This is a genomic window from Halomonas sp. AOP7-E1-9 (genome assembly GCF_052376035.1).
GTDB classification, from domain to species: domain Bacteria; phylum Pseudomonadota; class Gammaproteobacteria; order Pseudomonadales; family Halomonadaceae; genus Vreelandella; species Vreelandella citrativorans.
On the sequence record NZ_JBQSVC010000020.1, the window covers coordinates 40,218 to 64,727 of the forward strand.

The following is a 24,510-nucleotide window of genomic DNA, read 5'->3' on the forward strand; positions in this document are numbered from 1 at the left end:
GGCAGGATATGTATCATGCGCGATACTCGTGAGTCTGATCAGCTAATCCTCTTTGGTCATTTTTCCCTCTCTCAGGGGGATGGTGTACTAACCCACTTTAGCTATGACAAAGTCAAAGCGCTGTTAGTCTACTTACTGCTTCACCGCCAGCCGGTGAACCGCTCGGTGCTCGCCGAGCTGTTATGGCCTGACCAAGGGCTTTCATCAGGCAGAACTAACTTGCGCCATGCTCTGCACTGCCTGCGTCATTCGCTCGGGGATAACGCTGATCACGTCTTGAAAGTGTCGCGCCAAACCATCGCTTTTAACCTGCCAGCGACTTGGCGCATCGATTTACATGAACTGCAGCAACTGCTGGAAGGCCCCCGCGAACTAGCAACGCTCGAAGCGGTGCTGACCTGCTATCAAGGGGACCTCGTTGAGGAGCTCCAGCTAACCAGCTGTAGCGAATTTCAGCGGTGGCTCGTACAAGTGCGCAACGAATGGCGTCAGCGCGTCATTCGCTTTTCTGAGCAGGTCCTGGAAGCCCATGAGGATGCGCCAGATGTAATGCTTGAAGGCCTGGTAAGCCGCTTTTCTGGCTATGCACCTTTCCATGAGCGCTTGGTACGCCAGCTTGCCGAGCAGAACCAAATCGCTGCTGCTCACGAGCAATACAATGGTTATTTACAGCTATTAGCACTTTCGGGGCAGCAGCCTGAGCCCAGTTTTTTACAGCTCGCAAGTTATTGGTCGGATGGGCCGCATGATCCTCGTGCCATGTCCCCTCAGGGCGCTTTTTCGCGCGTATTGGCAGCGGACAGCAAGCCGCTGCGCGACGATGAAATCGAGCTGCGCCAGCTCTCCGTGATGGCGATTCGGCTGCGCTTGAAGGGCGACTGGCAGGAGCGTGCAGCAGTGCGTAGCTGTCTGGGCCTGCAACTGGAGTTACTGCGTTGGTTAGAGCAGCAGTGTCATCATCTGGGAGGGTTCTGGTTACCTGGGGCTACCGGAGGACTCGGGCTTGCCTGTTTTGGTACACATGGGCCCGCACACCAGCTTGCGGAGCTGGTAGCGCTTTACGAACACTGTCAACACGCGCTGCCGCAAGAGTCGGCGCGTCACTGGGAAGGGGAAGGTGAGCCGCCTTCCTTTGAGCTTGCCGCCGGGTTAAATAGCGGGCAGGTCGTCTATTTGGCAGAGCGTCAGCTAGCGGACCCACTTGGTCAGGTGACGCAAGTTGCCTTGGAGCTAATGAGTGCGGCAGAGGGCAATGAGCTGGTCATTTCTCAGGAGGCCAGCCAGCACATGCCCCCCGCGCTTGATCTACAGCCACGACTGGTGTCTCGGCTGGTGGCAAGCGATGGGCGTATTCGCCTGCGCGCGCTGGTCCTGGGGCAAAACGAGGGGGGGCGTGATGCGCTCCCGCCGAGCCTGGTGGGGCGTGAGGCCCCGTTGCGTACGCTCCGCGATGCCTTGGCGCGGGCGGGAATTGGGCTGCGCCAAAGCGTGCTTGTCCGAGGTGCTTCGGGCATGGGGAAATCTGCGCTCATGGTGGGGTTTCGTCAGCTTGAATTAAGTCGCGATGCCGCGATTTGTTGGCAGCCAACGACGCGATTATCCGTACTTGAACCTTACGGTATTGCCCGCAGCCTGGTGGCCTGGTATCTAAATGCGCCACCTGCGCTGGATACCTTGCATGCCATGCAAGCAACGCTGGGCTTGGGTCTTTTAGAAAAGAGCCGACAGCACCTGCTTGAAGAAGCGCTTGGGGTTAGGGACGTTCAAGAGGTGGCGCAGCTTGCGCAAAACGGCGAGGCGGCGGAGCTGGTCGTACAGTTGTTACATCGCTTGATTGAGCAGAAAACCAGTGAACGTACGCTGGTGCTAATGATTGATGATCTTCAATGGATTGATGAGCCCTCTTTTAAAGTGCTGGCAGGCCTTCAGGCGCGCTTGCCTATCAATACGGCGTTTATGCTGATTGCCAGTCATCATGGCCGTGAACCCTTACCGGTTAAGCTTCACTGGGACCAGCAGATCACGTTGGGTAAGTTGGACGTTCAGCAATCATCACGCCTGCTTTCCCAGCTGTCACGCCGCTACCGCATACATTTAAGCCCCCGGCTGCGTAACCAGATCATAGAGCGGTGCGATGGCGTGCCGCTTTACATGCAGGAAATTTGCCGACGTCTGGACATGGACCGTCGCGAAGGGCGTAGTATTCAATTTGATGAGCTGCCGAAAGGGCTGCTGGGCTTGCTAGCCAGCCGTATTGATCAGTTGGAGGCCGACCGCGCGATTGCCCACGTGGCGGCAGTGCTTGGCAAACGTTTCCGGCTGGATTTTTTGTTGGAGTGCAGCGGCTGGGAGCCCGCTCGACTAACGCAAGCGCTTGAGCATATGCGTCAGCTCGAGATCATTGAGCCCGTTAATAAAGAGCTCGGTGAGCAAGAGTGCCAATTTAGCCATCAGCTTCTTCAGGAAGCCGCCTATCTCTCCTGCCCGCGCGATGTACGCGTCAAACTGCATCAGCAGGTCGTTACGCTAATTGAAGAGCGTTTCCCCATGTGGATTAGCCGCCATCCTGGCGACTTTGCTGCACACTTGCGTAGAAGCGGTCATTACGCACGCGGCGCACGCTATTTTGAGCTTTCTGCTCGCGAGGCGCTAAAGGTCAGTGCTAACCGAACGGCGTTGCGGATGGCCGACGCAGGGTTGGCAAGCTTGCGCCATGTTGAGCATGAGATAGAGCGCGAGGTTAGTCTGCTTACGGTACGTGGCCAGGCCGCATTTTCCCTGGAAGGGCACGGCTCACCCATCGCTCATGAAAGTTTTGTTCGCGCCCGAGAGTTACTGCGTGAGTCCGGCAGCGATATGCTGGATGACCCTGAAGAGCTTGAGCAGGTCTTTCTGGTTAAGTGGGGGCTCTGGGTAGGGCGCAGCCAGCGCTATGCGCATGCCGATGCGTTTGCGCTTGCCTCGACGCTTGCGGATATCGCGGAGCGACTGGAAGACCCGCGCTATCGCCGTTTAGCGGATTATGCACGCGCTCAATGCGAGTACTGGGCAGGACGTATCCAGCAGGCCCACGATCATCTGGATGAAATTGATCCGCTCAATGCACAAATGATGATTGAGTGGTTGCCGTTCTCTGATCACCCGCAGGTAACGGCAGCGTGTTTTCAAGGTTGGGCGCTCTGTTTACGGGGCGACTATCAGCGTGCAGAGCGGCAAGTATCGGCGGCGCTTCGGTTGGCGGAAAAAATTGGCCACCCGGGAACGCTGGCAATGTCGCTGTTATTCGCGGCTTCCCTCTATCGTCAGTTAGGGCATGTGCACCTGGCGGCGCGCCAGGCTGAGAGGGCGGCAGCCATGACCGTCACGCCCGACTTGCAATTATGGCAAATCTCGGCCCAAGCGGTGTTGGGATGGCAGCGCGCGTTAGCAGGGGACCAAGGAGGGCTTGCACAAATACGCGAAAGCCTTGAGCGGATGACCGAGCTTAAAGGGAGCGACCGCTACCAGCGGCCCTCATTATGGTATATCGATGCCTGTATTGAGCTGGGTGAGCTTGATGCCGCAGAAGACTATTTGGATCAATGCCTTGTGATCGCCCGCGAGCGTACCACGCTGTTTTTGCCTGAGCTAGCGACGCTGCTGGCGAGCGTTCGGCATCAGCTTGGACATCCTGCGAATGAGGTTAGGGCGCTTGCCGAGATGGCCATCAGCCAATCCCGAGAAAATGGGAACCGCCACCAGGAGCTGGCGGCGCTTGAACTATGGTTGATGCACATTGAGCCGGGCGACCTTACTGCCAAAGAGTCGTTCCGACATTTGCTGAATGATGTTAGCCATAGCGATGCGCCGGTGCTGGTGCGTTGGGTGAGCCTGCTGGATCGTCGTTTGACCCAGCCTGCGGGTGTAGAAGGTTAGGGGTTATCCCGTTGCTGTTTCGAGGTGCGCAAGAGTGGCGAGTGCCTGATCACGGTGCTCGCCACAAATGTTGGCATCAAAGTTAAAGTTGGCGCATACGGCGGGGCGGCTTGCATCGCCAAAAAGCCGACATAGATTCTGCTCATCCAACTGAATGCAGCGAACCCCAGCAGGCTTGCCTTGAGGCATCCCTGGAATCGGTGAGCTGATGGACGGCGCTATACAGCAAGCTCCGCAACCCGCCCGGCAGCCAGCGCTTTGCTTAACGATGATACCTGCCTCGCTCATGGCGTAAATTCCGCAAAGGCGCCTTTGTTAATCCCCTCGAATGCTTGAACGCGTGTGGCGTGGCCGCTTTCATCGGCGATGCTACGTGCCAGCCAGATGGCGATATTCTCAACGGTAGTGGGGCCCGGCAATACCGCACAGCGGTCTGCTGGCAGGCGAATGGAAAAGTCTCCCTGGGCGGCCTGGTAACGACAGGTCAAGAACACATCGTCCTGGTGTGCAATATCCGCTTGCTCAAGTAGGTAGCGGTTATCCAGCCAGTGCGCCCAGCGAGCTTCCAGCTCAGGTTGACGCGTGCCCGATTGCCAAATAGAGAGTCTGGAGCGGTGGCCGTGGGCAATACGTTGGCAATTGCCCTGGTGTCGTTTAAGGCCATGGCTATAGCCATAGGCTGCTCCGGTCGTAGCTTCATCACTTAACGTTAGTGTGACACGGTCAACATTGACGGGGCGCTCTGCGGTCAACTCGCCACTTAAATGCGCCGCTACCTCTTCAAGCGTAATAGATACCCAGGGAAGCAGGCTAAAGGCTTCGACAGGGCCACGAATCTTCAGGGGATAAGGCGTTTCGGTGCGAACGCAGAGGCCTTCCTCGCATTCAGTAATGCTTACACCGGGTGCCTGCGTGGGCACCAGGAGCGTATGGTCGAGGCCGTTGTCCAGGGTGTGTTTGATCCAGGGCTTTACCTCGCCAAAATCAAATAGCATGCCGTCTTCACCCAAGGCGCCTTCAAGGAGCGCATCTACTTGCCAGCTGCAGCCGATGAGTCCGCGCGTCGGGCACCAAACAGAGACATCCATATGGGTTAACTGATTTACAAAGAGAGCCATTAGTCAAACCCTGCGATTTTATGAATTTGAAGCGTAAGGCGCCATTGTGGGTTAGCCATACAGTAATCCGTTGCCTGGGCGATGGTATCGGACTGTTGCCCTAACGGGCTTACATCCATGGGCTGCAAAAAGAAGTGAGTAAACGCAAGGTCCTCAAAGGCTGGGGGCAATGCGTCAGCTTGCGGATAAACAAGTTTTAATTCATTTCCCTGCATAATGGCCAAAGGGTTACTACCTTTGGGGCTAACGCATAACCAATCAATACCGGGAGGGGGCAGCAGCGTACCGTTCGTTTCAACGGCTACTTCAAAGCCCTGCTGGTGTAGCTTGTCAATTAACGGTGTATCCAGTTGGAGCAGAGGCTCACCGCCGGTAAACACCACATACGGGGTGGCATTCGCGCTACCTTTTGGCCAGAGCGCATTAATATGCGCAGCCAGCTCGGCCGCTGTTGAGAACTGTCCGCCGTTCTGTCCGTCAGTACCGATAAAATCGGTATCGCAAAAGGTGCATTTTGCATGAGCGCGATCCACTTCACGGCCTGACCACAAATTACAGCCACTAAAACGGCAAAAAACGCTGGCACGACCCGCTTGTGCGCCTTCGCCCTGTAGCGTGTAAAAGGCTTCTTTAACGTGGTACATCAGCGATTCACCTGAGCTGTCGCATCGTAAGCCAAAGGGTCGAGCACATTGTTAGCGGCAAAGGCCTCCAAGCGCTCTCGGCAGCTGCCGCACTGACCACACGCTAACGCACGTCCTTCATAACAGGTCCAGGTATGCTGGTAATCAAGCCCCATGGACAGGCCATCGCGTAAAATATCCGCTTTTGATGAGTAGAGGTAAGGGGCATGCAGCGTAACGTGCTCAAAGTTGGCAATACCCGCCACGTGATTCATGGCATCGACAAACTCGGGGCGGCAATCCGGGTATAAAACATGGTCACCGCCATGGGCGCCATAATCCACGCGCCCAGCGCCTATATTGACCGCTTTGGCAATCGCCAGGGACAGTAAAATCATATTGCGATTGGGAACGACAGTGGCGCGCAAATTATCATCTGCGTAGTCACCCGTCGGCATGGCCTGGTCGGCGTTGGTCAGTGCGGAGTTATCGATCAAACCGTGAATGGCTCGAATGTCGACTACCTGGTGAGGAATACCCAACTGACGGCACACGTGCGTAGCCACATCCAACTCGCGTGCGTGACGTTGGCCATAGTCAAAAGATAGTGCGTGAACCTCCAGACCTTCACGCAGTGCGCGGTGAAGCACCGTATAGGAGTCCATGCCGCCGGAATAGATAACCACCGTCGCTGTCGGTGACGTAGAAGGGAGAGAAAACGTACTGGACATAAATAGTGCTCGCTGTCGGAGAATTTTTCGTGCGCGATAAGGCTGCACGGAGTGCCGGGGTCCGGTCCGGGAGGGCGGCAGTTTACGCAATGAGAACGTATCTGACCAGCCGTAGTCTGAATGATCGTCTCTCCTTGTTCGCCATTCCCGATAAATTGAGCAGCATGCTACGCTCATTGTTTTGCTAAGCTTATCGTTTCCGGCGGTTACAGATGGTGTTTCGGTTTACAGGTAGCTTAGCGGTTAACAGTTAGTTTTCAGCGGTTCGAGGGGATCATGGCCACCATAGAGCACAGTGAAATTGTTAAAGCATCACCTGAGCGCGTATTTGAGCTATTGCGCCGCGTGGAAGATTTTGCTGATTATTCTGATTTAATACGTTCCATTGATGTATTGGGGGGCGACCGCTATCGTTGGCATGTCCGTGCAGTAGGTATGGACTGGGCATTTGACGTGGAAGTGACAGAGATTCAGGCGCCCCATACGCTGGCTTGGGAGTCGCTTGATGGGGTGAAAAATCAGGGGCGCTACCGGCTGCGTGAAGTGCCAGAAGGAACGGAAGTATCGCTTACGCTTGGTTATGAAATTCATAATCGCTTTATGGAAAAAGCCGTTAATAAAGCAGCGAAGCCGCTCGTAGGTAAAGTGAGCCGACAAATTCTTGAGCGTGTTGAGGCCAGGCTGAATGCGTAATGCCTTTCGTCTTGTGTGGCGTTTGGCGATAGCCGTTGGCATGATAGCCATACTGGCGTGTATGTGGTTTTGGCACTCGCCGGATTTAATGGCGGTCAGGCATACCGTTGACGAATGGACACATCATCCCGCAGTAGTGGTTGGGGTGGTTGTCCTTATGGCCGTTACCCTGGCTGCCGGGTTGCCCGGGAGTATTGGCTTTTGGCTAATTGCGCCCTTTTACCCACCTGTCGTTGCCACCATTATGCTGACACTTGGAAGTGTGGCGGGCGCATTCGGTGGCCATCAGTTAGCAGCACGTACCCGTAGCGCATGGCAACCTAAAGGGCTAACCCTAAAAGTCATGCAAACGCTTCAGGACAGGGGAGATCTATTAACCCAGTGCGCACTTCGTGTCTTGCCGGGTTTTCCTCACGCGGTGATCAACTTTGCAGCTGGGCTATGCCGTGTGCCACTGTCGATTTTTCTTCTTGCGGCAACGCTAGGCCTATCGATTAAGTGGGGCGTATACAGCAGCGCTATTCATGGGGCGCTTGAAGCGATAGAGGAAGAAAATGCACTTCAGTTTGAGGTGCTGCTACCGCTTGTTGCTCTTACGGTACTATTGCTTGTTGGTGCTTGGGTCAAGCGCCGCTCGAAAGCGGCGCCAGCGCGTTAACTCCCTTGGTGCATGGCAACGTCCAACTCGTCGACTAGCTCGGCCCAGTCAGCGTCGTCTTCAATGGCTTCACGAAGAAATTCCGCTTGGCCTTCATTCCAACAGGGCGCATCGGAAAGCACCATCTCTTTGGGCAAAGGGCGATGGCGCTTGATGAAAACTTCAATCGACTCAGCGTCTGATGGCAGGCCCAGTTGTTCGAAAAGATCACTAAAAAGATGTACCGGTTTTTCCATAATTACGGGCTCCGTCAACTGGTTAGCATTGATTAAACATAGCGTAAATTACGGATATCACCACGCTTATTAGCGTTCGCCGACTAATGAAGCGAGAAAGCGTTGCCGCTGTGTCTCTACATCAAGCGGTTGAGCTAAAAGATGGACCAGTTTGGTAAAGGTGGCTTCTGGTGTCATGGCATCGCCTGAGAGCACGCCTGCATCTGTTAACCCCTCGCCCGCAGCGTATGCTCCCATATGAACGCTGCCTTCAGGGCAAAGGCTTATCGCCGCTAGCAATTTCCCCTCACCGGCCGCGCTAGCCAGTACATTCAATAGGGCTGGATCGTTAGGCAGATTGCCCGCTCCCCACAACTGGATAACAGCGCCTTTAACGCGTGAATCTCCAAGCCAGGCTTCCAGTTGCCAAGCGGCCAAACCGGGCCAGAGCGCGATACGAACCACTTCGCCTTTATCCAACCCTTGGTAGCTGGGGAGTTCAAAGCGTGGCGCGCCACGCTGTTGAGAGGCAAGCCCACGGCTTGGGTAGTAAACAAAGTCATTGCCTACTCGCTCACCAAGTAGCGGGTAACCTGGAGAGGTGAAGGCTGTTAGTGCGTCACTGTGCAGCTTTATAGCTCGTACGCCACGCAATAACCGGTTTGCAAAATAAATAGCGACTTCCTGAAGCTCGGCGTTTGCCGCAAACCGCAGCGCGCCATGAATATTATCAAGAGCATCACTGTTGGGTGCTTCCAGGGGGCGCATTGCGCCGGTTACAACGACGGGGCGCTCTAGGCCTTGCAATTGATAGGCAAGGCTAGCGGCCGTCCAGCTAAGCGTATCGGTACCATGAATCACGACAAAACCCCGGTAATCCGTTAACCGGGTGGCGATGTCACTGGCTAACTGCTGCCACTGAAGTGGGGTCGCCGCGCTGGAATCAATCAGCGTGGTATAACTAATAACATCATAAGCAGGAAGCGATTGCTGTTGGGCAATGGGGAGCTTGCCAAGCGCGGTCGCCATGCGTTGGGCAAAGTTCGCGCCGGGAGTCAGCCCATTGGCACTTTGCTGCATGCCGATGGTGCCGCCCGTATAAATAACCAAAATGCGTTCGTGGGTGGGAGCCGTTGCGGTTAAAGGTGAGAAGCTACTCATCACGGATTTCCTGGCGTAAATATTTGAAGGCCAAGCACTAAAACTCCTGTTTGATTCCAGTGCAGGTTAGTAACGGTGAACCAGAAGCGTGCCGCTTTGATCGTCCAGCTGGCGCGTGCGGCCAGCCAATAGGGCGAATCCACAGCAAACACCTACCAACGAGATCAAAAGCCAGGCAATTTGGTCTGCATGAACGCCGGATTGGAGCAGCAAGCCGACACTAAAAGGCCCAATAGCGGCAATGGTATATCCTCCGCCTTGTACCAGGCCGGAAAGTTGTCCTGCAAGGCGTGATGTCGCTGTTCTTAATACCAGCAGGCTGAGGGCCAGGCTAAAACTGCCGCCTTGGCCAAGGCCTAACAAGATGGCGCCAGGCCATTTCCAGGCTAAGGGCGCTATAAGTAGCAGCCAAAGCCCTAGGGCCGTACTAAACAGTACAAGCAAGAGCGCCGGGCGCTGGTCTGACCCCATGCGGGCAAGCCAGGGTGCCCCCAAGGCTGAAACGAGTTGACACATGATCGAAATAGCCATTGTCCAACCCGCGCTGGCCTCATCATAGCCACGATCGACAAGCAGCGTTGGCAGCCATCCAAAAACGATATATGCCATGGATGATTGAATGCCCATGAACAGCATTACTTGCCACGTGAGCGGTTTGCGTAACAGTTTAAGAAGTCCCGAAGATGGCGGCTGAGGCATACCATGAGAGGAAGTCGAGGGCATTTGGCATTGCCAGAGAATCAGAGCAAATAGCGCCAGTAACGACCAGCTCATCAAACTTGCCTGCCAACTGCCCAGCCACACTGTCAGCGGCACGCTAAATCCCGCTCCCAACGCGCCTCCCAAGCAGAGTGCCATCGTGTAGAGGCCCGTCAAAAGATCAGCACTTTCGGGTAGCTCGCGTTTCACCAGTGCGGGCAGTAGAGTGCCGCTAATGCCTATGGCGGCGCCCGCCATTGCGGAGCCTATAAACAGGACGCCGGGCAACGGTAAACCGCGCAGAATCAAACCTGCAGCCAACAGTAGTAGCGCAGCACTAAGCGCCCGCTCGCTACCTAGCCGTTTTGCTAAAAGCGGCGCAATAGGAGCAGCCAGGCCTAAAAACAGCACGGGGAGTGTTGTCAGTACGCCCGCTGCCGCGGGTGAGAGCCCGGCAGCTTCCTGAAGACGCGTCAGCAAGGGGGCCACTGAGGAAAGGGCAGGGCGTAAATTTAGCCCCACCACAACCATCAGTAAAATAAAGGTAACGGAACGTCGAGACAACATTGTGCGGCCTACTTGAGGTAAGGGCGTAAATCGCCGCGGACTGCATCCAGTAGCGTGATGAAGTGATAATCCTGTGGTGTTTCAATGGAGTCCACACGGACACTAGTGCGCATACCTTGATTGATATCCAGCTTATCGAAAATCTCAAGTGTCACTTTCTGAGCAGGTTTGTCACCTGGCGCCAGAATGCCATCTTCAAGGGTAAAGGTTTCGATTAACGTGGCGCGCACGCGGGTGCTGTTGTCTTCGCTGAGTACACGGCGAATAAACAGCCAGCCTTCGCAAGGTAGCGCTACATTATCGTCACGCTCGCGTAGGAACAGCGTCCGGTAGCAAGCGCCTTCGTTAGCGGCTTTCTCCGCCATGCTGCGGTAGGCTTGTATGACCTGCTTTGAAGAGGCGCGTGCATCTTCCAGGCGTTGCACGATTCCCTGGTGTTCACGACTAAGCTGTTCTTGGCGTTGAAAACTGAGCCACTGCCGATATTCATTAATAAGTTGAGAAGATGACATGATCGCTCCCTGATAATGTAGTAGCCAACGTAGTGGAATATGCGAGGGCATAACCTTCGCATATTCCTTGTTAGCAGGCTAGCGGCGTGCGCGCCGACGGCGCTCGCCGTTGGCATTTCCATTATCGCTAGTTGGTTTGCGTCGTGCTTGAGGTTGGCGCTGGCGACGACCATTCTCAATGGGCTCTGGTTTGATCGTGGGATCTGGCTCAAACCCGGGCTCTATATGTTTGGGTAGGTTTTGCTTGATCAGCCGCTCGATATTGCCCAGCAAACCGTGCTCGTCCACACACACCAGTGATACTGCTTCACCATTGCTACCCGCTCGGCCTGTCCGGCCAATGCGGTGGACATAGTCTTCCGCCACATTGGGCAGGTCGAAGTTAACCACGTGGGGAAGCTCGCTAATATCCAGCCCACGTGCGGCGATATCCGTCGCGACTAATACTTGCAAGTCACCACTTTTAAAAGCCCCCAGCGCACGGGTACGAGCGCCCTGACTTTTGTTGCCATGAATAGCCATGGCAGGAATATTCTGTTTTGAAAGCTGTTCGGCAAGCCGGTTGGCGCCATGTTTGGTACGGGTGAAAACCAGCACCTGGAACCAGCCGTGGCGCTGAATCAAATGCGCCAACAGCTCGCGCTTTTTTTCGCGGTCTACGCGATAAACCGCTTGGAGAATTTTCTCGGCGGTTGTGTTGCGTGGAGCCACTTCAATAAGGGCGGGGTTATTGAGCAACTGCTGCGCCAGCGTCTGAATTTCATTTGAAAACGTGGCGGAAAATAGCAGGTTTTGGCGCTGTTTGGGCACTAGGCGTAGTACACGTTTAATATCGTGAATAAAGCCCATATCCAACATGCGGTCGGCTTCATCAAGCACTAGAATTTCGATGGCTGAAAGGTCAACGTGGCCCTGCTGCTGAAGGTCCAGCAGGCGGCCGGGGGTGGCAATCAGTACGTCCAGACCTGCTTTAAGTGCATCGACCTGGGGCTGTTGGCCTACACCACCAAAAATAGTGTGCGAGCGTAAAGAGAGATGCTTCCCATAGGTGGATACACTTTCACCTACCTGTGCAGCAAGCTCCCGAGTAGGCGTCAATACCAGCGCACGCACCTGACGTTTGCCTGGCCGTTTTCCACCGGAAAGACGCTGTAGCATGGGTAGGGTAAAGCCGGCCGTTTTACCCGTGCCCGTTTGGGCGCTTGCGAGCAAGTCGCGACCTTCTAATACGACAGGAATAGCCTTTAATTGGATCGGAGTAGGCTGGGTGTAGCCTTGCGCCGTAACGGCGTGTAATAAATCTTCTTGCAGACCAAGTTCAGAAAAGCTCATGCGTTCTCCGCAGCCACCTAACAAGGCAACAGCTGCTTAAAAGCGTTGTTGCTAGGCGTAATTTTTCAAAAGACGAGAATGGTTATCCTCGCGACAGCAAAGCTTGCCAAGCCGCGATGATCGTTGATTACCCACGTATGACCATAACGAAAAAAAGTGGTCAGTATGGAAGAGACGGGCATTTGACTGTGGGTGTTACGCTATCGCAACACTCAAAATATACCCGTCAGTGTAACATGAAGATTACCTCAGACGGGCATACTTGTGGTGATTGGTTGGCGGGCTCTCAAGCGCTTTGGTTATTTCATCCCGCTTAAACCGGCTAATGGAAATAGCTACCCTGACGTATTTGATCGGCAATTTGTCTCGCAACATCCTCCCAGCTAGCGCTTAGGGCACGTACCAGGGCGGGGTAGCCGTCCTCATCCAGTATTGTTTGCGCAGAAAAACTCTTCATGGCCAACAATTCATCACTTGGGCTGCGTAGCTGCCACTGCCCGGCCACCACCGCTAAACCATCGTAGCGGCCTTGAAATTGATCAACATCAAGCCGCAGGGTGAGCGCTTCAGGTTGGCTGCTGTCATCACGGACTACGCGAATAAGCGGTAGCTCTTGCGACAACTGTGTCCGTAAGCTGCGTGCAAGCTGTCGGTCAATGCTTTCGGCCCATTGATGCTCTCGCGCCTGGTTAAGCGTAATGTCATCCAGTTGCATGACGATGCCATCGACATCGAGATAGTGAGCAAGGCGTGGCGAGCGCAGCTGTAGCGTGCCTTGGGGGCTACTTGGTATATTGGCCAGCCCGTTACTGGGTAGCATATAACGCGCCGGGGGCGTCACACTGCTTGCGCAAGCAGCCAGCATGAGCGATAGGGACATTAGCAATAAGGATTTTAAAACGAGTATACGCATAATATTCCCCTGTTTAGCGCGGTGCACGCGGTATAGGATCTTGAGTATCCAGATTATCAAACAGCAGCGCCCGCGGATTATCGTTCAGTGTGCGGGTTAGTGGTTGAAGATCGCGCATTAATCGATCCAGGCGCTCGATGGCCGACGTCAGGTCCTGGTAAGCCGGTGAGGAAGGCGACACGCCCTGGAGGGTGCTTTGAAGCTCGTTAAGCGTAGCATTGAGGTTGCCGCCTACTGCACGAGTTTCAGGGTCGCTTAGCAGCTGGTTGAGCGACTCGCTGACACCGCGGACCTCATTAAGCATGCTTTCAGAGGCTTGTAAGCTACTGTCCATGCCCGCCAGTAAGGGCTCCACTTCAAGCGCGTTCAGCTTGTCGAGTAGATCGGTAATTTGGGATTGGATTTGGGAAAAACCACCCGACACCGTGGGGAAAACCGTGCGGCCAGAGAAAGTCGACGCAATGTAGTCCTCGTCGGTGTCTCGCTGAAAGTTCAGATCCACAAATAAAGCGCCGGTTAGCAGGTTACCGTTTTTAAGCGACGCACGAAGGCCAAGTGTAAACATGCGGTTAAAGCGCTCTTCCCACTCTTCCAAATCAATATCCGAATTCTCGATGCCAAGCCGCTGGGGCTCAAGGCGAATGAGTACGGGGATGGCGAAGCTTGCGCGTGAGCTTGGCTGTGGTGATGTAAAGTTCCAGGGGACAGCGGCCACGGTGCCTATACGAACACCTCGAAACTCGACGGGCGCACCGCGTGAAAGGCCGCGAACGGTGTCATCCACTAACAGAACGTATTCCAGGTACTGATTGAAGGTACCCTCGCGAGCATCATCCTCATCCCCGTACAGATTAAAGCGGGCGCCCGCTTCTACAGGGCGTCCCATTGGTAAGTCTTCGGGCACCCCAAACGTGACACCTCCTCCTAACAGGGTTTCAAGTGATTCAACGTTAACCCGAAAGCCATTTGAATCAAGGCGTAGGTCAATGCCGCTCGAGGACCAGAAGCGGGTGCTGTCGGTCACCAGCAGTGCATAGGGCTCTTCGATAAATACCTGGTGATGCATGGTGCGTGATTCGGGGTCGAAACTTGCTTCTTCAACGCGGCCCACCGTATAGCCCTGGTAGGAAACCGGGTCGCCGACACGCAACGAATTGCCGAGTTGACTAATGAGATTGATATTGATGCCGGCCATTCCGGCCGTGGCGACAGGGGGGACGTCGCTTACCGGAAAGTTACGCCGCTGTTCTTCAGAGCTTCCGGGCTCAAGCTGTATATAAGCGCCAGAGAGGACAGTACTCAGGCCGCTAATCCCTTCACGCCCGATACGAGGCTTTACCACCCAAAAGCGGCTATCTTCACGCAACAAGGCTTCAGCCTGAGGCTGAATGCGTGCTGTAATCACAGCACTGCTTAGGTCTTCAGAGAGCTGGACATTTTGCACGAGGCCGATTTCAACGTTGCGGCTGCGGATGGAGGTATTTCCCGCTTCGATACCTTCGGCGTTGTTCATGGTTAATGTGATAAGTGTGCCGCGGCTGGTGTAATTATCGTACACCAGCCATAGCCCAATAATGATAGCCACAAAAGGCACAATCCAAATAGGGGAGATGCGTGATTGCGGCGAAGGCCTGGCTTTGTTCATGTCAGGCTCTTGCTTGTTAGCTATGGGGGTGTCGTTACCCATTAATGGCTCCCAGAGTGGCTATTATTTGATGTGGACGCTGCCTTGGTAGGAGCATCCCATATTAAGCGGGGGTCAAACGTCATGGCGGCTAGCATTGTCAATACCACGACCGAGCCAAACGCCAGCGCGGCAGGACCTGGCGTGAACGACATAAGTGAGCCAGCGCGTATCAAGGCAACCAGAATAGCCACTACAAAAACATCGACCATCGACCATCGTCCGATAAACTCGGTAATGCGATAAAGCCGCGTACGGCTGATGGTATTGGGTTGGCTGTTGCCTCGGACGACAATACATAGCCATGAAAGCGCCAGCAGTTTACCGACAGGCACAATAATGCTGGCAACGAAAATAACGGTGGCGACTGGCCATGAGCCCATCTGAATCAGTTCAACGACGCCTCCTATGATGGTCGAAGAACCGCTATGCCCCAGACTCGTCGTGGTCATAATAGGGTAAACATTCGCAGGGATATACATGACAGTCGCTGCGCCTAGCAGTGCCCAGGTGCGTTGTAAGCTATAGGGGAGTCGGGAGTGAAGTTTCTCATGACATCGAATGCAGCGAGATTTATGTCCTGGGGTGAGTGAATTGACAAGCCCACAGGTTGGACAGCCTGTTAGGCGCTGACTAGCGGCGGTTGCTCCTGTTTGGGTGCCCTCTGGCGCCAAGGGTTCTCCTTCGAGGGAAAACCACATCCAATCGGCATCAATGGACTGGATGGTCATTAATAAAAGTACCGCAAAGATGCAAAAACCCCAGAAGGAGATACCCAACTCAATTTGCGCCATACCGGCTATTTTAATCAGGCTTACCAGCGCCCCTATAATAAAGACATCCGCCATCATCCAGGGCGTCAAGTGGGCAAGTGAGCGGGCAATGTCGCGACTATAGGCGAGTGGCTTGCCGTGTAAAAGCCCCAGCTGCAGCCAAATCACGCTAAGCAGATAAAGGGTCGGCAGCACAACGATGGTCATGATGACGATAATGGCCACGACCGGTTGGTGAAAGGCAATTAACGTGGTGGCCGTTTGTGACAGCTCTATGCGATTGCCGACGCCACTAACGCTGAAGCTTACAAACGGAAACGAAATAGCCACGATTAATGCAATTAATGCCGCAATGGCAAGTGCCATACTGCGCTGAGCGGGGTAGCGGTGGCGTTTTACGAGTACATGTGAGCAGCGCGGGCAGCTGGCCTTTTCGCCCGAGCATAAGGGGGGCAGCGCGGATACCCAGTCGCACTCATGGCAGGCGCGTAAACGTCGACGCTGAACGCGAGACTCAGGTGGTTGCCGATCCACTAGAGGCGCATTAACGGAAAGTGGGGAACGCTTTAATAAACGGAAGTGGGGCAAAGGGGACACTCTCACTGCGAATGCGATGTAAACCGAATGAACACCGGGCCTTTTTTATATCAAACCCAAATAGATCCATGCTGGCATAACCCGATGCTTGACCCGACTGAAGGGTTAGTCAAGGATGCAGCCGCGATAGTGCCTAATATTCTGCCATAAGGAAATAAAATGTTGCTTCCACTTGTAGCTGTAGTGATGGGACTGGTGTTGCTCATCTGGAGTGCTGAGAAATTTATTGATGGCGCAGCTGCAACGTCACGTTGGCTCGGTCTTTCGCCTTTATTGATTGGTATGTTGGTCATTGGATTCGGTACCTCAGCCCCTGAGATGATGGTGTCAGTATTGGCAGCCTTGCAGGGGAATCCCGGGCTTGCAGTAGGGAATGCCTATGGTTCCAATATTGCTAATATTGGTTTGGTATTGGGTTTTGTTGCACTCATTGCACCGTTAGCTGTGCACTCCAGCGTCATCCGCAAAGAGATGCCGATTTTAATTCTGGTCACACTGATCACTGGGATTATGCTCTGGGATGGTTGGGTGTCTCGCTGGGAAGCGGCCCTTTTATTGGTAGCCCTCGTCATATTTATCGGCGTAAGCATCTTTCGTTCAAAAAAGCAAAAGGACGATGCGCTGGTTGAGGAAGTCGCTGAGACGCTGGACAGTAACCCCATGTCGCGTGGTAAAGCGATTATGTGGACGTTGGTTGGGTTGGTGTTCTTGGTTGCAAGCTCGCGTATGTTGGTTTGGGGAGCGGTAGAAATTGCGCAACGTTTTGGCGTGAGTGACTTGATTATCGGGCTAACCGTCGTAGCCGTTGGTACCTCACTGCCCGAGCTTGCTTCTTCGATTAGCGCGCTGCGCCGTAAAGAGCACGATATGGTGCTGGGTAACGTTGTTGGTTCTAACTTGTTTAATAGCCTTGCTGTAGTGGGGCTTGCGGGGGTTATTGCACCTATTGATGCTGGGCGGGAAGTGCTGGTGCGTGATTGGAGCATTATGACCTGCATGACCCTGCTAATGGTTCTCTTCGCATTTTCCTGGAAAGGACGTCCGCGTCGAATTAATCGCCTCGAAGGCGCTGTTCTTTTTACGCTTTTTATTGCGTATACCGGATATATGATAAGCGTTGTCGTATTATCTTAATGAATAATTGGCATTATTTGATGTGCGTCAATGCGACACGCTTTGCGAAAGATAGATCGGTGTATAATGAGATGTAAGCCAGTAAAATGGCAATATAAATAAAAACAGGCTAGATGCTTATAATTAAAGGCTGAATCTTTAAGTTTCAGCTAAGCTTGCGTTAACAAAAACTGGGGTATTAATTCAGGTTAGGAGCGTGCAATGGAACTCGATCCCTTAATGCTGTCGCGAATACAATTCGCGTTTGTTATCTGTTTTCACACGATCTTTCCGGTTTTCACCATTGGGTTGGCCTCTTATATTGCGCTTTTACAAGCACTTTTTTTTAAGACGCAAAATCCTGCATGGGACCGTTTAGCACTGTTCTGGACGAAAGTATTTGCTGTGGTTTTTGGCATGGGGGTGGTGTCGGGAATCGTGATGTCGTTTCAGTTCGGTACGAACTGGAGTAATTTCTCTCTGGCGACCTCCAATTTTATAGGTCCCATGCTCAGTTATGAAGTTGTGACAGCCTTCTTCCTTGAAGCTGCCTTCCTTGGCATATTGCTGTTTGGCCGTGGAAAAGTGCCGCAGGGTATCCATTTGATGGCGGCTGCCTTGGTGGCGCTGGGCACCTTTATTTCAGCGTTCTGGATCCTCGCGGCAAACAGTTGGATGCATACACCGGCAGGCGTTGAGTTGATCGACAATCGTTTCCATGTGATCTCCTGGTTTGACGCGATTTTCAATCCCTCCTTCCCTCATCGCTTTGCACACATGGCTGTAGCTTCCTTTATCACCGGCGGGTTTGTCGTGGCAGGCGTTAGCGCCTGGTTTTTGTTGCGTGGAAGAGATCCAGAGGCTAACCGTCGTGCGCTTTCCATGTGCTTATGGTTGCTGCTTTTCCTGACGCCTCTTCAGGCGTTTATAGGCGACTCCCACGGGTTGAATACGCTCAAATATCAGCCAACGAAGGTCGCAGCAATGGAGGGGAACTGGGAAACATCTACCAGCGTGCCATTGCTCTTGTTTGCGCTGCCGGACCAGGAGGCGCAGAGAAACCTTTATGAGATTGGCATTCCTAACGTGGCCAGTCTCATACTTACCCATTCGCTGCATGGTGAAGTTCCAGGGCTTACGGCCGTGCCACCTGAAGACCAGCCTCCTGTTGCCATCGTATTTTGGGCGTTTCGGGTGATGGTTGGCATTGCCTTAATAATGATTGCTGTCTCCTTTGTAGGCTTATTCTTGCGGCGCAATCAACGTATTTATGAGAGTCAGCTGTTTTTGAAAACATTGGTCGGCATGATTTCTTTACCCTTCATTGCGGTTCTGGCTGGCTGGATCGTGACCGAAGTAGGTCGGTCCCCTTGGCTGGTATACAACATCATGTCTCATGCAGAGGGTGTGACACCTTCGCTAACAGGTTGGATGGCGCTGTTTACGCTTATTGGGTATGTGCTGGTATATGCGGTGGTTTTTTATGCCGGTATTTACTATCTAACCCGGGTGGTTCGCAACGGCATGTTGCCTGAGCAAGAACAGGCGTCTGTTAATAGGGATGCTGACCGTCCCAAGCGGCCGCTCTCTGCCGCCCACACCCCTTTTGATGATGACATTGATCCGGTGAGGAGCTAACCATGGAAATGTTTGATCTGTCGATTATTTGGGCTGGCATTATCGGGTTCGGCGTCATCATGTATGTACTGATGGATGGCTTTGATCTTGGCTTGGGGATTCTATTTCCCTTTGCGCCAGATGAAGAGGCTCGTGATGTCATGATGAACTCTGTGGCACCGGTCTGGGACGGTAACGAGACTTGGCTGGTTTTGGGGGGGGCTGGCTTGTTAGCGGCTTTTCCCTTGGTTTACTCGATTTTCTTACCGGCACTCTATATCGGTGTTTTCTTGATGCTGGCAGGGTTGATTTTTCGTGGCATTTCGTTCGAATTCCGCTTTAAGTCGCGCCGTAACCGCCACTGGTGGAATCGCTCCTTTGCCTGGGGTTCGGCGGTCGCTGCGTTCGCTCAAGGCGCTGTGGTTGGTGCATATATTCAGGGTTTTCAAACCGAAGGCTTTGTTTATACCGGGGGCGCCTTTGATTGGTTAACGCCGTTTACGGTGTTAACAGGCTTGGGGCTTATGGCAGGTTATGCGCTTTTGGGCTCAACCTGGCTGATTCTAAAATCGGAAGGCCACGTACAGGATTGGGCGTATAAAATCACGCCTATGCTGCTGGCAATGGTGCTGGTGGTCTTCGCCATTGTTAGTATCTGGACGCCGTTCGTGAACCCGGTTGTTTGGGATCGCTGGTTTGGTCATCTGCACTTGATCTGGATTTTCCCAGCGCTAGCGCTCTTCTTCGCCTTTCTTGTATACCGCTCGGTAAAGCAGCGCCGTGAGAGCTATCCCTTCCTTGCGACTATCGGTATTTATGTATTTACCTATCTGGGCTTGATCGTGAGCCAATGGCCGATGATAGTGCCGCCTAACTACACCTTGTGGGATGCGGCGTCAGCACCTGAGTCACAGCTTTTCTTGTTGATTGGTGTGCTCTTTGTTATCCCCTTTATCCTGATGTATACCGCATGGACGTATTGGGTATTTCGCGGCAAGGTGCGTGTAGGTGAAGGTTATCATTAAGCCAGAGGCTATCAGATGACGGAGCAGTCGCTAACCGCGCGCTCCTGGTTAAAAATGCTGGCAACCTTAGAGCGGCGAAGATTAAATCTCGCCGCTTTTCTTGGCATTTTAGCTGGGGTTCAAACGGTTATTATTGTAGTGGGATTGGCCTGGTTAGTAGAGCAGTTGGTTATTGATCAACAAGCGCCTTATCCGTTTTTAAACGTATTAATAGGGCTGGCGCTGTGCGTGCTTGGGCGCGGAGTATGCCTGTGGGGGCAAGAGGTAATAAGCCTGGAGGCTAGCCTACGTATCCGCCAATACGCCCGACGTCAACTGCTGGATAAATGCTGGACATTGGGTCCTGTGTGGTTGGCTTATCATCAAAGCGGCGCCTTGGCGACGCAGGCGGTAGAAAATATAGAGGCACTGGATGGCTATTTTTCGCGCTTCTATACGCAGCTAAGAATTACTTCTCTCTTACCGCTACTGATTCTATTGGTGGTGCTACGACTGGATTATGTCGTTGCTCTCTTCTTGTTGCTTTCTGCGCCCATTATCCCGCTATTCATGGCACTAGTAGGTATGGGAGCTGAGCGTATAAATCGGGACCAGTTTGCAGCGGTTGCACGGCTCTCTGCCCACTTTCTTGACCGTGTTCGTGGAATGTCGACGCTTCAGCTATTTGGTCGCACGGCGAGTGCTCATCAGGACGTTTGGTGGGCAACAGATGATTACCGTCGTTTAAGCATGCGAACGTTGCGCTTGGCTTTTTTATCGTCTGCAGTGCTCGAGTTTTTCGCGTCGGTCGCCATTGCCGTAGTAGCGATATACGTAGGGTTTGGCTTACTGGGATATATTGAGTACGGGCCTGCACCTTCTTTAACGCTCTTTACGGGCTTAGCCGTATTGCTGCTCGCTCCTGAGTTTTTCCAGCCGTTACGCACCTTGTCACAGCACTACCATGATCGTGCTACTGCTTTAGGTGCCGCAGAAAGCCTGGTAACGGTGCTGAATGAGTCGAGCATACAACGAAGTACGTTTGATGAGCCTGCAACTGATGACGATATTGCAGTGCTTCAAAATGTCAGCGTTGACTATCCGATCCGCGGCCGGGTGTTAGGGCCAATGGATCTGACGATCAAAAAAGGCAGTGTCATTGCGATTAGTGGTCCATCCGGGAGCGGGAAGTCGACACTGTTGGCGTTATTGGCCGGTTTTTTGACGCCATCAAGCGGCACGCTTCAGTTGGCTCAGCCGCGTTACGCGTGGCTGGACCAGCAGCCGGGCCTGTTGCATGGCACCTTGGCGGATAACTTGCGGCTGGCAAACCCTGATGCCGATACTCCCGCAATGCTTTCAGCACTTCACCAGGCTGGTTTGGAGGAGCTTCTAAACCAATTGCCTGATGGTTTGGATACCATGATAGGAGAGCGCGGAATGGGGTTATCGGGTGGTCAGGCCCAGCGGCTGGCGTTGGCGCGCATTTATTTAAGTGATGCTGATTTAATCCTGCTCGATGAGCCTACAGCAAGCCAGGATGCTGAAACCGAAGCCTCTGTGATTAGTGCATTGTTAGCATGGGCTGCACAGGGGCGTACGGTGATTATGGCAACGCATCACCCGGCTGCAATTAAGGCGGCTCAGCTCCACTTTTATATGCAGGACGGCCGTTTAAAGGAGGTGCGTGATGCAACCTAATGCGTCCTCACAAAAAAGTGAGCTGTCCCAAGCGCGCCAGGCATTGTCGCCCTGGGTGGCGTTAATGATGAAGCGTCGAAGGCGGTTCGCGATCGGCGCGCTCCTTATTTGCTTAACGCTTGCTGCGGGGCTTTCACTGCTGGGCCTTTCTGGGTGGTTTATTACCGCATGTGCATTAGCGGGCATCGCTTTTTTGCTTGGCTTACCTGTTCAGTTGGATGTGTACGTACCTGGCGGAGGAATACGCTTCTTTGCGCTATTACGTACTGTCGCCCGCTATATAGAACGTCTCTATAATCACGATACGGTGCTTCGCCTCTTGGCTGATTTACGCTACCGCGTGTTTGGCCAGCTTATGCGATTGGATGAGGCGGCGTTGCAGCGCGAGCGTGTCAGTGACTGGCTGGGACGTTTAACCGCTGATATAGATGCTCTCGACAATCTTTATCTTCGTTTGCTGATGCCACCCCTGGTTAGCTTGGTAGTTATTGTGGGGTTAACCCTCTTTATTGCTATTTGGTTGCCTGCGTTAGCGCTGTGGGTCGGCGTGGTTCTGCTGGTTCTGTGGGCGAGTGTTACCTATGGCATGGCGCGCTTGGGGTATGCGCACAGTCATCGCCAAGTGGCTGACCAGGAAGGGTTACGGCGGTTGGTCGTTGATCAGTTGCAGGCCTCAGCTGAGTTAATTGCCTATCGCAGCGCTGCGTGGCACCGTCAGCAGGTGGAGGCGCACGAAGATGCAGCGCTTGATAATCAACGGCGCCTTGGCCGAAGCGTTGCTATGGGTGATAGCCTCATTAGCGTTATTACCGGGTTGCTGCTGTTAAGCGTTGTATGGCTGGGTGGCGTGCTGGTGGCGAGTGGGGTAATAACCGGGCCTATTCTGGTGATGTTGCTGCTGGTGGTTCTAGGTGTGAATGAGGTTTTTGTACCGCTTCCGGGTGCTTTCGCTCGCTTGGGGGGCAGTGCCGCTGCAGCAGAGCGTTTAAATGCACTTGGGCCCGAGTGCCAGCAGAGTCAACACCAGTCATTTTCCGGGCAACAGCTTGACCTTGGGTTGCAGAAAGTCACGCATTGTTATCCTTCTAGCCTGATGCCAGCGCTTGATAGTGTATCGTTTCATCTGGCAACGGGGGAGTGGGCTATCATTACCGGGCGCTCAGGTGCGGGTAAAAGTACCCTGGCGGCGCTTTTGACGGGGCGGCTTGCTCCTTCTAAAGGTGTGGTTAATGTAGGAGGCTGCGTGCCTACTGCTGTGCCAGAGCAGGAGCGTTCGCAACACATTGCTTTGTTAACCCAGCAGGTAGACCTTTTCGATGCGTCATTGGAAGAAAATCTGCGCTTGGGGAATCCTGATGCTGATGATGAAGCGCTTTGGGATGTGCTGAAAGCAGTAGCGCTCGATGGGTGGGCTCAATCTCTTCCGGGCCAGTTGCAAACACCCGTAGGTGAGCGAGGGCAGCAACTGTCTGGTGGGCAGGCGCGGCGGGTGGCGCTGGCTCGGCTGTTGCTCATGGACCCTTCGGTGGTTATTTTAGACGAGCCTTTTGCGGCGATTGATCATGATACGGCCGTAATAGTAGCTACCACGCTTTCTCGCTGGTTAGTCGGGCGCACCACCATCTTCTTTGTTCACCATGAAGTGGGTAGCTTGCTAACGCGACAGATAACCCATCACTGGCACTTAAGTGCCGGGAAGCTCAACCCAGGTAAGTAATTGCTTGAGTTGGGCGTTAAGGAAAAATGATGCAGGATTTTTTACGTCACCTCCCTAAAGTCGAGCTTCACTTGCATATTGAAGGCTCGCTGGAACCGGAGCTTATGTTTGCTCTGGCAGAGCGAAACAGTATCGAATTACCTTATTCCTCCGTCGAGGAGGCCAAGGCAGCCTATCGGTTTAAAGATCTACAAGGTTTCTTGAATCTCTATTTCCAGGGCATGAGCGTTCTTCGTCATGAACAGGATTTTTATGACTTGGCGATGGATTATTTCAAGCGCGCTAGTAGTGAGGGTGTCGTCCATATCGATATACATTTTGATCCTCAGGCACATCTACAGCGCGGCGTTTCTCTGGACGTGGTCATGTCCGGATTATTGCGTGCCAAGCAAGAGGCAGAGCAGGCTCTGGATTTAAGTGTCGGAATGATCATGGCCTTTTTGCGTGACCGGCCTGCCGAAGAGGCACTTCAAGTGCTGGAGCAGGCAGCACCTTACTGGAGTGAGCTTGACGCCATTGGTCTGGATAGTGCTGAGCGCGACCATCCACCCTCAAAATTCGTTGCCGTATTTACGCGCGCCCAGGAGTTGGGCTTGGCTCGGGTGGCTCATGCAGGAGAGGAAGGGCCGGCCTCTTATATCATTGAGGCATTGGATTTGCTTGATGTGTGCCGCATTGATCACGGTATTCGCTGTCTGGAGAGTGGCGAGGCGGTGGAGCGTCTATATCAAAAGCAAACCGTGCTGACCGTATGCCCCTTATCCAACGTAAGCTTAAATGTGGTTGATAGCTTAACCGATCATCCTCTGCCGGCCCTTCTTGATAAAGGGCTTAATGTGACGATTAGCTCGGATGATCCGGCTTACTTTGGTGGTGGTCTATTGGCTAATCACATCGCTTGTGCTCAATCATTCGGCTGGGGTGAAGAGGCTTTCCTGACTCTTAACCGTAATGCCATAAAGGAAGCCTTTACAACGGAATCCAGGCGCCAAGAGCTGCTGGCCCGTCTTGATGTGGTCGAGTATTAGGCTGACTAGCGTATAAGGGCTATTGACTTAGCTTCTTGTATCAATGCGTTAGTGCTTTAAAGTAATTGCAAAAAGTTGTTGACCCATCAGGAAAAGTGGGTAGAATACGCCCCACATCGAACGGGCAGCGCCCTTCGGT

General features: G+C 53.5%; 21 protein-coding genes. 9 read left to right on the forward strand and 12 right to left on the reverse strand.

Features of this window, described 5'->3' with window-relative positions:
- Nucleotides 1–15: 15 nt before the first annotated feature.
- Entirely contained in the window at nucleotides 16–3,915 is a 3,900-nt protein-coding gene (locus ACT3R4_RS11995) for an ATP-binding protein (RefSeq protein WP_441679148.1), read from the forward strand.
- Nucleotides 3,916–3,918: 3 nt separating this feature from the next.
- Here the strand turns inward: ACT3R4_RS11995 and ACT3R4_RS12000 are convergent, their stop codons facing one another.
- The 4 genes from ACT3R4_RS12000 to queC are packed head-to-tail and all read right to left on the reverse strand — an operon-like array spanning nucleotide 3,919 to nucleotide 6,387.
- Nucleotides 3,919–4,203, reverse strand: coding sequence for a YkgJ family cysteine cluster protein (locus tag ACT3R4_RS12000; RefSeq protein ID WP_441679149.1), 285 nt, complete (start codon nucleotides 4,201–4,203; stop codon nucleotides 3,919–3,921).
- Entirely contained in the window at nucleotides 4,200–5,033 is an 834-nt protein-coding gene (locus ACT3R4_RS12005; protein WP_441679150.1) for a 6-carboxytetrahydropterin synthase, read from the reverse strand. The genes ACT3R4_RS12000 and ACT3R4_RS12005 overlap by 4 nt, the downstream gene beginning before the upstream one ends.
- A complete protein-coding gene (gene queE, locus ACT3R4_RS12010) occupies nucleotides 5,033–5,677 on the reverse strand; it encodes a 7-carboxy-7-deazaguanine synthase (protein WP_441679151.1) in 645 nt (214 codons plus the stop codon). Before queE ends, ACT3R4_RS12005 begins: the two co-directional genes overlap by 1 nt.
- Nucleotides 5,677–6,387 carry a 7-cyano-7-deazaguanine synthase QueC gene (queC, locus tag ACT3R4_RS12015; RefSeq protein WP_441679152.1) on the reverse strand — a complete coding sequence of 237 codons (711 nt, stop codon included), beginning with the start codon at nucleotides 6,385–6,387 and terminating at the stop codon, nucleotides 5,677–5,679. Before queC ends, queE begins: the two co-directional genes overlap by 1 nt.
- A gap of 276 nt (nucleotides 6,388–6,663) precedes the next feature.
- Between queC and ACT3R4_RS12020 the strand changes: the two genes are divergently transcribed.
- Nucleotides 6,664–7,080, forward strand: coding sequence for an SRPBCC family protein (locus ACT3R4_RS12020; RefSeq protein ID WP_441679153.1), 417 nt, complete (start codon nucleotides 6,664–6,666; stop codon nucleotides 7,078–7,080).
- The gene (locus tag ACT3R4_RS12025; protein WP_441679154.1) at nucleotides 7,073–7,738 is read left to right on the forward strand and encodes a VTT domain-containing protein; all 666 of its coding nucleotides are present in this window, start codon (nucleotides 7,073–7,075) and stop codon (nucleotides 7,736–7,738) included. Before ACT3R4_RS12020 ends, ACT3R4_RS12025 begins: the two co-directional genes overlap by 8 nt.
- Here the strand turns inward: ACT3R4_RS12025 and ACT3R4_RS12030 are convergent.
- The 8 genes from ACT3R4_RS12030 to ACT3R4_RS12065 form a co-directional block, all read right to left on the reverse strand.
- Nucleotides 7,735–7,974 (reverse strand): DUF2789 domain-containing protein, encoded by a 240-nt coding sequence (locus ACT3R4_RS12030; protein ID WP_172118460.1) that lies wholly within the window; start codon nucleotides 7,972–7,974, stop codon nucleotides 7,735–7,737. The two genes, ACT3R4_RS12025 and ACT3R4_RS12030, sit on opposite strands and share 4 nt — an antisense overlap.
- 69 nt (nucleotides 7,975–8,043) lie before the next feature.
- Nucleotides 8,044–9,114, reverse strand: a complete 1,071-nt coding sequence (locus tag ACT3R4_RS12035; protein ID WP_193054668.1) for an asparaginase — start codon at nucleotides 9,112–9,114, stop codon at nucleotides 8,044–8,046.
- A gap of 66 nt (nucleotides 9,115–9,180) precedes the next feature.
- Entirely contained in the window at nucleotides 9,181–10,380 is a 1,200-nt protein-coding gene (locus ACT3R4_RS12040; RefSeq protein WP_172118462.1) for an MFS transporter, read from the reverse strand.
- An 8-nt stretch (nucleotides 10,381–10,388) separates the two neighbouring features.
- A complete protein-coding gene (locus tag ACT3R4_RS12045; RefSeq protein ID WP_193054669.1) occupies nucleotides 10,389–10,892 on the reverse strand; it encodes a hypothetical protein in 504 nt (167 codons plus the stop codon).
- Nucleotides 10,893–10,970: 78 nt separating this feature from the next.
- Entirely contained in the window at nucleotides 10,971–12,224 is a 1,254-nt protein-coding gene (locus ACT3R4_RS12050) for a DEAD/DEAH box helicase (protein WP_441679155.1), read from the reverse strand.
- A gap of 322 nt (nucleotides 12,225–12,546) precedes the next feature.
- Entirely contained in the window at nucleotides 12,547–13,137 is a 591-nt protein-coding gene (locus ACT3R4_RS12055) for a PqiC family protein (RefSeq protein WP_441679156.1), read from the reverse strand.
- Nucleotides 13,138–13,150: 13 nt separating this feature from the next.
- The gene (gene pqiB, locus ACT3R4_RS12060; protein ID WP_441679157.1) at nucleotides 13,151–14,824 is read right to left on the reverse strand and encodes an intermembrane transport protein PqiB; all 1,674 of its coding nucleotides are present in this window, start codon (nucleotides 14,822–14,824) and stop codon (nucleotides 13,151–13,153) included.
- Nucleotides 14,824–16,128, reverse strand: a complete 1,305-nt coding sequence (locus ACT3R4_RS12065) for a PqiA/YebS family transporter subunit (protein WP_441679158.1) — start codon at nucleotides 16,126–16,128, stop codon at nucleotides 14,824–14,826. Before ACT3R4_RS12065 ends, pqiB begins: the two co-directional genes overlap by 1 nt.
- Before the next feature lie 222 nt (nucleotides 16,129–16,350).
- Here ACT3R4_RS12065 and ACT3R4_RS12070 point away from each other — a divergent pair, with 222 nt between their 5' ends.
- From ACT3R4_RS12070 to ACT3R4_RS12095, 6 genes are all read left to right on the forward strand, one after another.
- Complete coding sequence (locus tag ACT3R4_RS12070; protein WP_172118466.1) at nucleotides 16,351–17,325, forward strand: calcium/sodium antiporter; 975 nt, start codon at nucleotides 16,351–16,353, stop codon at nucleotides 17,323–17,325.
- Between the two features lie 201 nt (nucleotides 17,326–17,526).
- Nucleotides 17,527–18,942 (forward strand): cytochrome ubiquinol oxidase subunit I, encoded by a 1,416-nt coding sequence (locus tag ACT3R4_RS12075; RefSeq protein ID WP_441679159.1) that lies wholly within the window; start codon nucleotides 17,527–17,529, stop codon nucleotides 18,940–18,942.
- A 2-nt stretch (nucleotides 18,943–18,944) separates the two neighbouring features.
- Nucleotides 18,945–19,946: a cytochrome d ubiquinol oxidase subunit II gene (cydB, locus tag ACT3R4_RS12080; protein ID WP_193054674.1), complete on the forward strand. Its 1,002-nt coding sequence runs from the start codon at nucleotides 18,945–18,947 to the stop codon at nucleotides 19,944–19,946.
- A 15-nt stretch (nucleotides 19,947–19,961) separates the two neighbouring features.
- Nucleotides 19,962–21,626, forward strand: a complete 1,665-nt coding sequence (cydD, locus tag ACT3R4_RS12085; RefSeq protein ID WP_441679160.1) for a thiol reductant ABC exporter subunit CydD — start codon at nucleotides 19,962–19,964, stop codon at nucleotides 21,624–21,626.
- Nucleotides 21,616–23,343: a thiol reductant ABC exporter subunit CydC gene (gene cydC / locus ACT3R4_RS12090; RefSeq protein ID WP_193054676.1), complete on the forward strand. Its 1,728-nt coding sequence runs from the start codon at nucleotides 21,616–21,618 to the stop codon at nucleotides 23,341–23,343. Before cydD ends, cydC begins: the two co-directional genes overlap by 11 nt.
- Nucleotides 23,344–23,372: 29 nt before the next feature.
- Nucleotides 23,373–24,371 (forward strand): adenosine deaminase, encoded by a 999-nt coding sequence (locus ACT3R4_RS12095; RefSeq protein WP_441679161.1) that lies wholly within the window; start codon nucleotides 23,373–23,375, stop codon nucleotides 24,369–24,371.
- Nucleotides 24,372–24,510 lie beyond the last annotated feature (139 nt).